Annotated in this window: 12 protein-coding genes and 1 tRNA gene; 5 read left to right on the top strand and 8 right to left on the bottom strand. The window is 64.5% G+C overall.

Annotated features, from left to right (window positions below; translation table 11 throughout):
- Positions 1–106 precede the first annotated feature (106 nt).
- The 5 genes from mmsB to glmU all read right to left on the bottom strand — a co-directional run bounded on the left by mmsB (position 107) and on the right by glmU (position 5,517).
- Positions 107–1,003 carry a 3-hydroxyisobutyrate dehydrogenase gene (gene mmsB / locus ACU5AP_RS13880; protein WP_088411625.1) on the bottom strand — a complete coding sequence of 299 codons (897 nt, stop codon included), beginning with the start codon at positions 1,001–1,003 and terminating at the stop codon, positions 107–109.
- An 83-nt stretch (positions 1,004–1,086) separates the two neighbouring features.
- Positions 1,087–1,830, bottom strand: a complete 744-nt coding sequence (locus ACU5AP_RS13875; RefSeq protein WP_198398657.1) for a class I SAM-dependent methyltransferase — start codon at positions 1,828–1,830, stop codon at positions 1,087–1,089.
- Between the two features lie 94 nt (positions 1,831–1,924).
- Positions 1,925–3,310, bottom strand: a complete 1,386-nt coding sequence (gor, locus tag ACU5AP_RS13870; protein ID WP_128719980.1) for a glutathione-disulfide reductase — start codon at positions 3,308–3,310, stop codon at positions 1,925–1,927.
- Positions 3,311–3,481: 171 nt separating this feature from the next.
- Positions 3,482–4,165, bottom strand: coding sequence for a ribose-5-phosphate isomerase RpiA (gene rpiA, locus ACU5AP_RS13865; protein WP_128719979.1), 684 nt, complete (start codon positions 4,163–4,165; stop codon positions 3,482–3,484).
- The gene (gene glmU, locus ACU5AP_RS13860; RefSeq protein ID WP_128719978.1) at positions 4,162–5,517 is read right to left on the bottom strand and encodes a bifunctional UDP-N-acetylglucosamine diphosphorylase/glucosamine-1-phosphate N-acetyltransferase GlmU; all 1,356 of its coding nucleotides are present in this window, start codon (positions 5,515–5,517) and stop codon (positions 4,162–4,164) included. Before glmU ends, rpiA begins: the two co-directional genes overlap by 4 nt.
- A 75-nt stretch (positions 5,518–5,592) precedes the next feature.
- On the opposite strand from glmU, the gene ACU5AP_RS13855 reads away from it, so the two are divergent.
- The 3 genes from ACU5AP_RS13855 to ACU5AP_RS13845 all read left to right on the top strand — a co-directional run bounded on the left by ACU5AP_RS13855 (position 5,593) and on the right by ACU5AP_RS13845 (position 8,009).
- The gene (locus ACU5AP_RS13855; protein ID WP_128719977.1) at positions 5,593–6,282 is read left to right on the top strand and encodes an HAD-IA family hydrolase; all 690 of its coding nucleotides are present in this window, start codon (positions 5,593–5,595) and stop codon (positions 6,280–6,282) included.
- Positions 6,283–6,540: 258 nt separating this feature from the next.
- Positions 6,541–7,830 (top strand): dicarboxylate/amino acid:cation symporter, encoded by a 1,290-nt coding sequence (locus ACU5AP_RS13850; protein ID WP_128719976.1) that lies wholly within the window; start codon positions 6,541–6,543, stop codon positions 7,828–7,830.
- Positions 7,831–7,934: 104 nt separating this feature from the next.
- Positions 7,935–8,009: transfer RNA gene (locus ACU5AP_RS13845), tRNA-Val, on the top strand.
- 172 nt (positions 8,010–8,181) lie between these two features.
- On the opposite strand, the gene ACU5AP_RS13840 is transcribed toward ACU5AP_RS13845, so the two are convergent.
- A complete protein-coding gene (locus ACU5AP_RS13840; RefSeq protein WP_128719975.1) occupies positions 8,182–9,060 on the bottom strand; it encodes a quinone oxidoreductase family protein in 879 nt (292 codons plus the stop codon).
- A gap of 153 nt (positions 9,061–9,213) precedes the next feature.
- Here ACU5AP_RS13840 and ACU5AP_RS13835 point away from each other — a divergent pair, with 153 nt between their 5' ends.
- Positions 9,214–9,552: a winged helix-turn-helix transcriptional regulator gene (locus tag ACU5AP_RS13835; protein ID WP_197733815.1), complete on the top strand. Its 339-nt coding sequence runs from the start codon at positions 9,214–9,216 to the stop codon at positions 9,550–9,552.
- Between the two features lie 2 nt (positions 9,553–9,554).
- On the opposite strand, the gene ACU5AP_RS13830 is transcribed toward ACU5AP_RS13835, so the two are convergent.
- Together ACU5AP_RS13830 and ACU5AP_RS13825 are read right to left on the bottom strand one after the other, a co-directional pair.
- Positions 9,555–9,923, bottom strand: a complete 369-nt coding sequence (locus ACU5AP_RS13830; RefSeq protein WP_128719974.1) for a hypothetical protein — start codon at positions 9,921–9,923, stop codon at positions 9,555–9,557.
- A complete protein-coding gene (locus ACU5AP_RS13825) occupies positions 9,920–10,765 on the bottom strand; it encodes a DUF3313 family protein (RefSeq protein ID WP_446681379.1) in 846 nt (281 codons plus the stop codon). The genes ACU5AP_RS13830 and ACU5AP_RS13825 overlap by 4 nt, the downstream gene beginning before the upstream one ends.
- A gap of 234 nt (positions 10,766–10,999) precedes the next feature.
- On the opposite strand from ACU5AP_RS13825, the gene ACU5AP_RS13820 reads away from it, so the two are divergent.
- Positions 11,000–12,718: a response regulator gene (locus tag ACU5AP_RS13820; RefSeq protein ID WP_446681378.1), complete on the top strand. Its 1,719-nt coding sequence runs from the start codon at positions 11,000–11,002 to the stop codon at positions 12,716–12,718.
- Positions 12,719–12,956: the final 238 nt, after the last annotated feature.

The raw sequence follows: 12,956 nt of genomic DNA, 5'->3' as shown, positions 1-12,956 counted from the left end.
TCGCGGCCTAATTGCGCGCGCCGCCCTGTCTTGTCCATGTCAGGAGCCGGACAAAACGTCCCAACCCCTTAATTGATAACGGTTCTCAGCTTCATCAACGCCTGCATCAAGCCAGGGTGTCGATGCGGCCGCGCAGCATCTGGACCATGGCGGAGAAGTCCTTACCGCCGTAGCCGAGGCCGTTGAACAGGGCGTAGAGGGCCTCGGCCTGGGCGCCCAGCGGCGTCGTGGCGCCCGCCTTGGCGGCGGCGTCCTGGGCCAATTTCAGATCCTTCAGCATCATGGCGCTCGCGAAACCGCCTTCATACTTGCGGTTCGACGGAGCGGTCGGCACCGGGCCGGGCCAGGGGTAGTAGTTGCTGACGCTCCAGCATTGGCCCGAGGACTTGGAGGCGATCTCGAAGAAGCGTTCCGGCTCCAAACCCAGCTTCTCGGCCAAGGCGATGGCCTCGCACGTGCCGATCATCGAAATGCCCAGCAGCATGTTGTTGCAGATCTTGGCCGCCTGACCGGCGCCGTGGTCGCCGGCGCGGATGGTGATGCGGCTCATGGGGTCCAGCGCCGGTTCGACGCGGGCGAAGTCGGCCTCGTCGCAGCCGACCATGAAGGCCAGGGTGCCGGCGTCAGCGGCGGCGGTGCCGCCCGAAACGGGGGCGTCGGCGAAGGCGTAGCCCGCCTCCTTGGCCAGACCCGCGACCTTGCGCGCCGTCTCCACGTCGATGGTCGAGCAGTCCAGCAGCAGGGCGCTGGCCGGAGCCACGCCGATGATCTGGTCGGAATAGACGCCGAGCACGTGCGGCCCGGCGGGCAGCATGGTGATGACCACCTCGGCGTCCTTCACGGCCTCGGCGACCGAGGCGACGGTGCGGCACCCGGCCTCGGCGGCGCGCTCCAGCGCGACGGGCGACAGGTCGAAGGCGGCCACGTCATGTCCGGCCTTGGCCTGATTGGCGGCCATGCCGCCGCCCATGTTGCCCAGGCCGATGAAGGCGATGCGAGTCATCTGTGCGTTTCCCCTATGGATTTTGGCCGAGGGTTAGCGCCGCCCGTCCCGCTTCGCCAGTCACCAATTTGAGACGAGACGCCTCAGTTCGGTTTGCGGAAGCGGTAGACGAACTGATCCGTCTTGCCCCGGATCGCCTCGTCGAAGACGTTCAGGCTGTGATCGTCGGCCGGGTTGGCGACGGCTGTGCTCTCTCCGTCGAAGACGAAACCGGCGGCCTCGACCTCCTTGCGGAGCTGGGCGCCCTCGATGCGGTGCAGGCTTTCGACCACGGTGTTGGCGGCGCCGGGCGCGGCCTGGTGGTCGATGACGACATAGAGGCCGCCGGGCTTCAGCGCCTTGAAGATGTCCGCGTTCATCTTGGCCACGTCCACGCCGAAACGGGGAATGTGGAAGTCGTGATATTCCTGGCTCATGAAGACCAGGTCCAGCGGCGCATCGAAGCTCATGGCGTCCAGGTCGGCGTTGACGCGGCTGATGTTGGGATAGGCGGCGACCAGGGCGTCGGCGCGCGGGTTCTCGCGCTCGGCCGTGCGGTTGGGCACGAAGGCGTAGACATGGCCGCCCTCGCCTACGACCCGCGAAAACAGGCGGCTGAAATAGCCCGCGCCGGGACGGATGTCGGCGATGCGCCAGCCCGGCTTGACCTGGGCGAAGGCCAGCATCTCGGCCGGATGACGCAAGGGGTCGCGGGCCACTTCATCGGCCGGGCGCAAGGTGTCGGCGACGGCGGCCCGATAGGCGGGCGCGGCGGCGTTCTGGGCCAGGGCGGGCGCGGCGCTGAGGATGGCGGCGACGACGGCGGCGGCGAGCAGATGCGGCTTCATGATGAACTCCTTGATCTCTTGCTGCCCCGGTCGGGGCCTTCGGGCGGCATAAGGCGCGCAGACGGGACGGCTGGCAAGCCGCCCCGGCGTGCGATCAACCGGCGGACATGGAGGCCGGGGTCTGCTTCTCTTTCAGGGTGACAAGCTCCTCGGCCATGGTCGGGTGGACGGCGCAGGTCGCGTCCCACTGGGCCTTGGTCAGGCCCGCCTTCACGGCGATGGCGGCCAACTGGATCATCTCGGGGCTGTCGGGGCCGACGATGTGGCAGCCAACGACGCGCTGGGTCTCCCCATCCACCACCAGCTTCATCAGCACCCGTTCGTCCGAGCCGGTGAAGGCGTATTTCATCGGCCGGAAGCGGGTGACGTAGACGTCCACCTCACCCGGACAGGCGTGGCGGGCCTCGGCCTCGGTCAGGCCGACGGTGCCGACCGGCGGCTGGCTGAAGACGGCGGTGGCGACGGCTTCATAGTCGAAGCTCTGCGGATTGTTCCGGTAGACCGTCTCGTGGAAGGCCACGCCCTCGCGGATGGCGACGGGGGTCAGGTTCATCCGGTCGGTGACGTCGCCGATGGCCCAGATGTTGGCGGCCGTGGTCTGGGAATACTGGTTGACCTTGACGGCGCCGTCGTCGTTCAGTTCGACCCCGGCGGTCTCGAGGCCCAGATCCTTGACGTGAGGAACGCGGCCGGTGGCGAACATGACCACATCGGTTTCGATCTTCATGCCGTTTTCGAGGTGGTTGACCAGGCCGGTCTCGGTCTTCTCGATGGAGGAATGCTGGCAGCCCAGGATGACCTTGACGCCGCGCTTCTGGATCTCGCCCGCCAGATGGGCGCGCACGTCGTCGTCGAAGCCGCGCAGGATGTTAGGGCCGCGATAGATCAGGGTCGTTTCGACGCCGAGGCCTGCAAAGATGCCCGCGAACTCCACCGCGATATAGCCGCCGCCTGCGATCAGGATGCGCTTAGGCAGTTCCGGCAGGTGGAAGGCCTCTTCCGAGGTGATGGCGTGTTCGACGCCCGTCAGGCCTTCCGGCTTCCACGGGCGGCCGCCGGTGGCGATCAGGATTTTCTCGGCGGTGATGGTCTGGCCTTTTCCGACGATCTCGACGGTATGGGCGTCCTTCAGGACGGCGCGGCCATGGACCAGATCGACGCCCGCCTTGGCCAGGTTGGCGGCGTAGATGCCCGACAGGCGGGCGATCTCGACGTCCTTGGCCTGCAGGAAGGTCGGCCAGTCGAACTTCGCATTGTCGAAGGACCAGCCGTAGCCCTCGGCGATCTCCAGCGCGTGGCTGACCTCGGAGGCCATGACCATGAACTTCTTGGGCACGCAGCCGCGCACGACGCAGGTGCCGCCGACGCGATACTCTTCCGCGATGGCGACCTTCTTGCCGCCCAGCGCCGTCAGCCGCGCCGCCCGCACCCCGCCCGAACCGGCGCCGATGACAAAGAGGTCGTAGTCGTATTGGGCCATCGGGCTCTCCGGGAATGGACCCGAAAAGATGAGTCCAATTCGTCTGAATCGTCTGAAATCCGCGCGGCCGAACCGCAGCGCTGACCCGACTTAGGCGCCGGGGCGACGGGGGGCAAGACGACGCTCCACTCTTCGCTTATCCCGGCCTTCGCCGGGATGAAGGGGGCTGGATCAGGGATTGATCGTCTCGAACCCTTCGTCCGTGCCGATGACGGCGAGGTCGGTCAGGTCGAGGAACAGGCCGTGCTCGACCACGCCGGTCAGGCTTTTCAGGTCGGCGGCGAGACGGGCCGGGTCAGCGATCAGCTTGCAGGCCGCGTCGTAGATCAGGTTGCCGCCGTCGGTGCGGATCAGGCCGCGCTCGGCCTCGCGCACGCGGGCCGGCGAAGCGATATCGTGATCGGCCAGGACGTCGGCGATGCGGTTGGCGGTCGTCTTATGGCCGAAGGCGACCACCTCGATCGGCAGGGGGAAGGTTCCCAGCGCAGGGACCACCTTGGCCGCGTCGGCGATGCAGATGCAGCGGGCGGACGCCTCCCACACCAGCTTTTCGCGCAGCAGGGCCGCGCCGCCGCCCTTGATGAGTGCCAGGCCGGGGCCGATCTCGTCGGCGCCGTCGACGGTCAGGTCGATCTTCGGCGTGTCTTCCAGCGTCGACAGGGTCAGACCCAGCTCGCGCGCCAGATCGGCGGTGCGCTCGGATGTCGGGACGCAACGCAGGTCCGACAGGTTGCGGGCGGCCAGCGCCTTGACGAACCAGGCGGCGGTGGAGCCGGTGCCCAGGCCGACGACCATCCCGGCCTCGACGTACTGGGCGGCGGCTTCGCCGGCGTTCTTCTTCTGCAGGTCGCTCATTGGGATTTCGTCGCCTTCTTTGCGCGCATGGTATCCATGAAGCGGGCGGCCCAACCGGGTTTCATTGTCTGTTCCGCGCGGCCGAGCGCCAGATCGCCGGGCGCGACATCCTTCGTCACCACCGAGCCGGAGCCGACCATGGCGCCTGCGCCGATGGTCACGGGAGCGACCAGCGAGGAGTTCGAGCCGACGAAGGCCCCCTCGCCCACCGTGGTGCGGTGTTTGAAGAAGCCGTCGTAGTTGCAGAAGATCGTGCCCGCGCCGATGTTGGCTTTCGTCCCCACATGGCCGTCGCCGAGATAGGCCAGATGGTTGGCCTTGGCGCCGGCGTCCATGCGGACGTTCTTGACCTCGACGAAGTTGCCGATCTTGACGCCCTCGCCCAGGTCCGCGCCGGGGCGCAGGCGGGCGTAGGGGCCGACCTCGGCGCCCGTCGCGACCTTGGCGCCCTCGATATGGCTGAAGCTGCGGATGCGCGCGCCCTCAGCCACCTTGGCGCCGGGGCCGAAGACGACGAAGGGTTCGATGGTCGTGCCCGCGCCGATGTCGGTGTCCCAGGCGAAGTGGACGCTGTCCGGAGCGCTCATGGTCACGCCCTGCGCCAAAAAATGCTCGCGTTGGGTCTTCTGGAACAGGGCCTCGGCCTGGGCCAGTTCGGCTTGTGCGTTGACGCCCATGACGGAGTCCTCGGCGGCGAAGACGGCGCGGGTCGGGGCGCCGCGCTTGCGGGCCAGCTCGACCACGTCGGTCAGGTAGTATTCGCCCTTGGCGTTGTCGTTCGTCACCTCGGCCAACAGCTCGAACAGCAGGCCGACCGGGGCCGCCATGACGCCGGAGTTGCAGGCGTTGATCGCCAGCACGTCCGCTGACGCCTCCTTGGCCTCGGTGATGGCCAGCAGACTGTCGCCGTCAAGGATCAGGCGGCCGTAGGCGCCGGGATCGCGGGCCTCGAAACCGATGACGGTGACGCCTTCATGGGCGTCAGCGAAGACCGGCTCGATGTCGGCGGCCTTCAGCAACGGCACGTCGCCATAGGTGACGACCACATGGCCGACGAAGTCGCCCAGCACGGCCTCGGCGGCGCGCACGGCGTGGCCGGTGCCCAGCGGCGGATCCTGAACGGCGATGCTGTCGGCGCCGAGGCGCTTTTCAACGTGAGCGCGGACTTCCGGCGAGTGGGCGCCGACCACGACGACGATGCGTTCGCAGCCCAGAGCCTCGGCCGCATCGATGGCGTGGTCCAGCATGGCGCGCGCGCCGACCGGGTGCAGCACCTTGGGCAGGGGCGACTTCATGCGCGTGCCCTGGCCGGCGGCGAGGATGATGGCGGCGCGAGGATGGGGTGCGGTCATGAATCGATCCGGCAGCTTGTCGTTGCCTGCGATCTAGCCCATTGCCGGGGTCTTCGCGAGCCGGGAGACAGATGAGTGAGCATTGAGCGCGACCTGGAAGGCTGGACCATCGCCTTCGACCTGGACGGCACCCTGGTGGATTCGGCGCCGGATCTGATCGGGACGCTGAACCGGATGCTGGCGGAGTATGAGCTGCCGCCCGTGCCCATGTCCTCGACCCGGCATCTGGTGGGGCACGGCGCCATGGCCATGCTGCGCCACGGTTTCATGGAAGCGGGCGCCGCCTGGGACGAGGCCCACGCCCCCGGCCTGTTCGACCGCTTCATCGAGCATTACCTGGCCCACATCGCCGATGAGAGCCGCCCGTTCGACGGCTGCGTCGCGGCGCTGGACCGGCTGAGCGCGCGCGGCGCGACCCTGTGCGTGGCGACCAACAAGCGCACCGACCTGTCGGTGGCGCTGATCGAGGCGCTGGAGCTGACGCGCCATTTCGCCTTCATCGCCGGACCGGATGCGGTGTCGGCCCGCAAGCCCAGCGGCGCCCACATCATCGAAGCGGTGCAGAAAGCGGGCGGCGATCCGGCGCGCTGCGTCATGGTCGGCGACAGCACCACGGACACCAAGGCGGCCAAGGATGCGGGCGTGCCCTGCATCGCGGTCAGCTTCGGCTACAACGACGTGCCGCACGCGGAACTGGGCGGCGACGTGATGATCGACCACTACGACGGGTTTGAAGAGGCGCTGGCCGAGGTGATGGGCGGGTAAACGCCCTTCTCCCCTTGTGGGAGAAGGTGGCAGGCGGAGCCTGACGGATGAGGGGTTGCGCCGACCCGCAAATCATCGCTCGTCGGTCTATGCCGAGAGGCCCCTCATCCGGCCCTGACGGGCCGCCTTCCCCCACAAGGGGAGAAGGAAAACTAAAGGCGGCATTAGAACTTCTACTCCTCAACCGCCCCTGCGGCTGTTGCGGTCTTTGCGCCTGCGAAACACATAGATCGACCCGTTCCTCCTCCCAGGGTCGTCATGCTTCGTCGCTTCTTCGCCATTCCGCTGTGGCAACGCACCGCCGCCGGGTTCGCCCTGGGCATCATCGCCGGTCTGATCCTGCGCGAGCAGGCGACCGTCTGGCTGCAGCCGATCGGCGACGTCTATCTGAACCTGATCCGCATGGTGGTGGCGCCGCTGGTGCTGTTCACCATCGCCAGTTCGATCGCCAAGCTGGGCGAAGGGGTCGGCGCGGTGCGGCTGGGGGTGCGAACGATCGTCTGGTTCGCCATCACCTCCCTGCTGGCCGTGCTGGTGGGTTTCGCGTTCGGCCACATCATCAATCCGGGCGTCGGCCTGTCCGACCTGCCGCTGGGCGAGGTGAAGGCGCGCGAGATTCCTTCGCCCCTGCAGGTTCTGCTGGGCGTCGTGCCGACCAACCCCTTCGCCTCCCTGGCCGAAGGCAAGGTGCTGCAGATTATCTTCTTCTCGGCCTTGCTGGGAGCGGCCCTGGTGGCGCTGGGCGACCGGGCGCAAAATGCGCGCAGGCTGGTGGATGAAGGCGCGGCCCTGGTGTTCCGCATCACCCGCTGGGTGATCCAACTGACGCCTTTCGGGGTGTTCGGCCTGATCGGCTCGGTCGTCGGGGGCTATGGCTGGGAGGCGCTGCTGCCGTTGGGCAAGTTCATCTTCGCCATTTATGCGGCCTGCCTGTTCCACATCTTCGTCGTCTATTCGGGCCTGCTGAAGCTGCACGGGCTGAAGGTCGTCAGCTTCTTCCGAGGCGGAGCTGCAGCCATGCAGACGGCCTTCGCCACCTCGTCGTCGCTGGGCACCCTGCCCGTCACCCTGCGCCAGACAGTCGAGCGGCTGGGCGTGCCCCAGGCCTACGCCGCCTTCGCCGTGCCGCTGGGCGCCAATGTGAAGATGGACGGGTGCGGCGCCATCTATCCGGCCATCGCCTCGATCTTCATCGCCCAGTATTTCCAGATCGACCTGACGCTGACGCAGTACATCCTGATCGGCCTGACGGCCGTGCTGGGGTCGCTGGGCACGGCGGGCGTGCCGGGGACCAGCATCGTCATGCTGACCCTGACGCTGTCGACGGCGGGCCTGCCGCTGGAAGGCGTGGGCTATATCATCGCCATCGACCGCATCATCGACATGATGCGCACGGCCACCAACGTCACCGGCCAGATGGTCGTGCCCGTCCTGGTCGCCAAGGAGGAAGGCCTCTTGAACGAGGATATCTACAACGGCCACGTCGCCTGGCTGCCCGGCGATCCGGAGGATGAAACTCCGGAAAGCGCGCGGGCGGCGGGAATCTGAGCAAGCGACGCTGCTATTTGATGAATTGAGGCTTGCCGTCGCCGGAATCGCGGGCTATGTCCCCGCCTCCCGACGGCGCAGTCACTGACCGCCCCGTTCCAGGCGGACGCGTAGCTCAGCGGGAGAGCACCTCGTTCACACCGAGGGGGTCACAGGTTCAATCCCTGTCGCGTCCACCATTTTTCCAACTAAAATTCGAAGCGTCATGGCGATCATTAGTTCCCGTTTAGGGGGTGCTAGCGGGGCGCCAGGGTCGGCGAACAGGCCGAAATCAACGTCAAGGCGACGCCCCCGTCGGTAGTCAGTCGATCTGAAAAGCTCGTCATCAAGCGCTCATCAGATACTCACAGATTATCGAACCATGCGTGGATCCGGCAACAAGACAACCTTGCCGACGATCCCGCCCGCTTCGAGCAAGCGATGCGCCGCATTGGCTTGGCTAAGCGACATGGTCTCGGCAACGATCGGGATGATTTTTCCTGCCGCAACATCGGTGAAAACCTCCTTTGCGGCGTAGCTCACAACGCTAGGAGGATAGCTATCCAGGCTGAGGGTCATGAGCGACCGAGAGCGCCTGAAGTCCGTAAGGAGCGGACCCGCGAAATCCGCAGGCGGCATGCCGGCGGAAATTCCGGCAATGACATAGCGGCCATTTGCATTCAGTTGTTCAATGCAGGCGCGAGCGCCTGAACCCGCGACGAGATCTATCACCACATCAGCGGGAACTGGCGGGCTATTTTTGCGGCCCTCAATTACCTGAGCTCCAAGGATTCTCGCCATCTGAACGACCAGATGCCCGATGCCGCCCTGCGCTCCACGCACAAGAACAGTCTCGCCTGCAATCAACTGCGCCTTCGCAATGCAAAAGCGAGCGACCAGCGCATTAACGCCCGAAGCCACAGCGGATTCAAAGGCCACGCCGTCCGGCAAAGCGACTATGTCATCTTCGCTGACGACTACCTGCTCAGTATAGCCGCCCGCTTGCATCCGGGCGAACACGCGTCGATCACCCCATCGCGGATCCACATCCGCCCCTACAGACGTGACGATACCCGCAACCTCGATCCCAGGGATAAAATCTGCAGGCATGAGCTGCCGCATGATCAGGTCGACGCGCCCAACGCCAATCGCGCGCACATCGACGACTACCTCGCCGGAACCGGCAGTCGGCGGCGCGATGTCCATGGCTATGAGTTCTGCCTGCGCCCCTTTGGAAACGATGGCTCTCATGTTTGCTTTTCCTTTGAGCGACACACGAGATACCAGCTATATTCAGTATACTAAGCGTACAAGAACGCACCCATGGATCATATAGTAGCCATGACGATACCGCCGCCCTACGAGGGCCCTCCGCCGGAACTATCGGAAGGTGCAAGGAGCCTGATGGCGCATCTGTCGGAAAAATGGACCCTGCTGATCCTCGTGCAGCTTTGCCATGGCCCTCTGCGGTTCAACGCTTTACGACGATGCGTCGGCTCAGTAACGCCCAAGGCTCTGGCCCAGACCCTGCGCCGGCTGGAACGAAGCGGACTTGTCTCACGGCAAATTATCCCCGGCTCGCCGCCCGGAGTCGAATATCGCGGCACAGACCTAGGTTTCGCGCTTGCGCCAGCCATTAGGGCATTGGCGCAATGGGCCTCGACCAATTTCGAGGAAATCGAGCGAGCGCAGGCGCGGTACGACGCCTGCACTGCAAGCCAACGCGAATTTCATCGACAGTGATTTCAGGCATCATCGCCGCCCAGAGAAGAAAGGCCGTCGCGCCCTTCATCTGGATGAGCACATAGATCGAGCACAATATCGATAGGACCAAGCATCTGTTCGGCGCTATGCAACAACCACGCGTGTGCGCCTCGCCCCTCGGCGTCCTGCCGAAGCGCTACGATACGTCCTCCGCTGTCCCAAAGCTCTTCAACCAACCCATTCATTTGCGCCGGGCAGCATCTGAAATGAGCAGCCACCCCTACCCCGGCTTCGACCAACAGGCGGATAACGGAGAAATCCGCCGTCCGCCTGACATTGAGAATCAATGAAGTCTTCCAAGGCGGATTCACGAAGACGGCCAAGTCACCAGCCTGATCGGTCCGCTTCATCGCGGCGACTGCTCATCGCCCTTCACCGGCCTTCCGCTCCCCGCCACCGATGGAACGTAGAGACCGGTGGCCGCCCCGACCAGACGGCTGCCGATGAACCGTTGGACATCGCGGCGGGGGCCGAAACGGGCGCAGGGATCCGGCTCCGGGATCGACCTCACCTTCCTCGCATCTGATGCAAAGGCGTCCCCCACAGCGTCGCCCAAAGGCTCCGCGAGTTGAAGCGCATCACCTACAGGCGAAAGCGAGGGATCCGTTCTGCTGACGACTTCGACGGAACGCGACCAGATTATCGCGGCGGCCTGCTGACCGTCCGACGTCATTAATTCCGATTCGACGGCAAGCCCACCGGTCGCCGACGGCACTCGAAATTGCACGACAGGCACTGGGATAAAGAAGCCGGCTACGGCGCTGACTGCCGATCCCACCCGGCTCGTCGGTTCCACCCTGGTAATTACGCTGCGGATCAAGCCGACGCCGGCTACAGGTTCAGGCGCCAGGTCAAACCGCTCGCTGACTTCATAGCAGATCTGGCGATCCACCTCATTGCGCACCCGCGTCAAGTCTTCGAGCGCAATCCCACTCTCTTCCTCCAGATCAAGAACGGTAGGAAGTATATAGACGATTGAAATTTCATCAGAAAGAACGTCGTCTCGAATTGACTGGGGGCCGTCTATGCCCGCCGTCCTATCCGCCAGTCCCTCGTAGCTGGATAGGAACCCTGAGTGACCTATGGGAGACGACTGGCAGGCGGCGGCGGCAAGTGGAAGGACCGCAGTCAGCAATTTGGCCGTTATTGAACCTGCCCGACGGGCGGTACGAGCGGGGATCGGGGAAAACATGGCTGGCGTCTCCGTCTAGCGAGATCGCCACACTGCTGAGCGTTTCTTCCGCCAAGCTTTCAGGATGATGGGCACGGCGGACTCGCAAATCGCAACGAGGCCATCGCCATGAAAGACTGGTGAAAGCCTTGGTCGCGAGAATGGAGACCAGCAAGGAAAAGCCGGATAGGCTCGCCTTGGCCCGCGGCGACACGACGCGAAGTCGGCGTTTCGCGCCAGACACACAGGCGATCAATGCGTATTCTCCTTATTGAAGACAACGTGCTTCTTGCTCGCAGCACGGCGCGGTCACTGACTGCTTCCGGCTTCACGGTCGATGTCTTCCACAATGCGGACGATGGATGGATCGCGTGGCGCTCAACCGAACATGATGTCGTCGTCCTTGATCTGATGCTCGGCCAGGACAATGGACTGGATCTCTTATCGCGTGCGCGCCAAAGCGGGCTGACGACTGCAGTTCTCGTACTGACGGCCCTGGGCGAAATAGACGAGCGTGTACGCGGGCTGGACCGTGGAGCTGACGATTACCTCGTCAAACCCTTCGCGATCAATGAGTTGATTGCACGACTTCGCGCGCTTGGCCGACGTCCGGAAACCCTGCTCGACCCCATCCTGACACTCGGACCTGTGACTTACGTCCCCGGAGCTCAGACGCTTTCCGGCCGCACGGGCCAGCTAAAGCTGTCTCGGGCTGAAAGCATAGTGGTTGAGCGGTTCTTCCGGCGGCCCGAGCGTGTGTTTTCCAAGGAGCAACTCGGCGACGCGCTTCATCCGCTTGAGGGCCATTACAGCGAAAACTCGCTTCACATCTTGATCCACCGTGTTCGCCGGCGGCTCGTCGCCATAGGGGGGGGGCGTGACGATCGATTCGTTGCGCGGCATCGGCTACATCGCAACGGTGGAACGTCCCTGATGCTCTGGAAAAGACGGTCGATCCTGCAGACCTTGCTGGTCTCGATCGCTGGAGCCGCCCTGCTCGCCTATCTGGTGACACGCCTTCTGATACCCGAGAACGCCGCCTACGGGCTCAGCCTGCGGGACCGGCTAGCCTCCGATTATTTGCTCGCTCGCCTCAACGATGCTTGGCGCCCCTTAGCTGTCTTTGTTCTAATTTCGATGGCCGGCATCTGGTTGGTCCTCCGCAAAGTTTTGGCTCCAATCAAAGAACTGTCTCTTCAGGCGAGGCGGATCGGCCCCGCCAATCTCAATGAACGGCTGCCTTTGGCCCGGGCGCCTGTCGAACTCGCCCCCCTCGTGCACGCCTTCAACGCCTCCCTGGACCGGCTCGAAGAGGCTTGGAAATCCCAACGTTCTTTTTCCGCCAACGCCGCTCATGAACTCCGCACTCCCCTCGCCGCGCTGAGAGCGCAGGTCGAAAGTCTATTGGGACCGGAAGAGCGCAAACAGGCGGTTGCGGAGTTCGACCGGCTGTCACGGACGATCAATCAGCTATTGATCCTGGCCGATGGCGAGCACAACCCGCAGCGGCGCAGCGACCCATTCGATCTGGCGGCTCTCGCGCTGGCCACGGCGAGCCAGACGGCAGCGGAGTTTGTCCAAAGCGGACGGCGAATCGAAATGATCCGTCCCGAACGAGTCATTCCCTGTTTGGGCGACCATGTCCTGGTGGGTCTTGCGATCCGCAACCTGCTGGAAAACACCTTGCGGCATACCCCCGTCGGATCCACGACGACCGTCATGTTCGACGATCAAGACGTTTTACACGTGCTGGACGACGGCGATGGCGTGGCGCCCGAATTCGCCGCTCGCGCGTTCGAACCCTTCTCGCGAGGCGACCCCCACGGCGAAGGTGCAGGCTTGGGCCTATCGATCGTATCCCGCATCGCTCTGGCCCACGGCGGACGAGCTTGGCTGGCTGATCGATCCAGCGGCGCCTGCTTCTGTCTACAGCTTCCTCTCGCCCATGATACGGAACGGTCCCGATCCGTCTGAAGCCCTGCTAGCCCATGGTCTTATCTGGCCTGAAGCTCAAGCTTCTCCCGGTGGACACGGTCGATCGAATTTTTGCTCGAAGAAGCAGCCTCAAAGGCGATAGCTATCCGCCCCATTCGCCACCAAAACACCAGTTGCGATCTGGAAGGTGAATCAGCTGGCCTATAAGGCCGCGTTTTTAGGGGAAATGGTACGCCCCCTCGGGCTCGAACCGAGGACCCTCTGATTAAAAGTCAGA

This window comes from Brevundimonas sp. RM1, from assembly GCF_052907225.1.
This window is presented reverse-complemented; position numbering and strand designations above follow the sequence as displayed.

Coding starts and splice junctions, on each gene's coding strand:
- mmsB (WP_088411625.1), bottom strand. CDS start 1,003: ATGACTCGCATCGCCTTCATCGGCCTGGGCAACATGGGCGGCGGCATG.
- ACU5AP_RS13850 (WP_128719976.1), top strand. CDS start 6,541: ATGCTTCGTCGCTTCTTCGCCATTCCGCTGTGGCAACGCACCGCCGCC.
- gor (WP_128719980.1), bottom strand. CDS start 3,310: ATGGCCCAATACGACTACGACCTCTTTGTCATCGGCGCCGGTTCGGGC.
- rpiA (WP_128719979.1), bottom strand. CDS start 4,165: ATGAGCGACCTGCAGAAGAAGAACGCCGGCGAAGCCGCCGCCCAGTAC.
- ACU5AP_RS13875 (WP_198398657.1), bottom strand. CDS start 1,830: ATGAAGCCGCATCTGCTCGCCGCCGCCGTCGTCGCCGCCATCCTCAGC.
- ACU5AP_RS13820 (WP_446681378.1), top strand. CDS start 11,000: ATGCGTATTCTCCTTATTGAAGACAACGTGCTTCTTGCTCGCAGCACG.
- ACU5AP_RS13840 (WP_128719975.1), bottom strand. CDS start 9,060: ATGAGAGCCATCGTTTCCAAAGGGGCGCAGGCAGAACTCATAGCCATG.
- glmU (WP_128719978.1), bottom strand. CDS start 5,517: ATGACCGCACCCCATCCTCGCGCCGCCATCATCCTCGCCGCCGGCCAG.
- ACU5AP_RS13830 (WP_128719974.1), bottom strand. CDS start 9,923: ATGAAGCGGACCGATCAGGCTGGTGACTTGGCCGTCTTCGTGAATCCG.
- ACU5AP_RS13835 (WP_197733815.1), top strand. CDS start 9,214: ATGGCGCATCTGTCGGAAAAATGGACCCTGCTGATCCTCGTGCAGCTT.
- ACU5AP_RS13825 (WP_446681379.1), bottom strand. CDS start 10,765: ATGTTTTCCCCGATCCCCGCTCGTACCGCCCGTCGGGCAGGTTCAATA.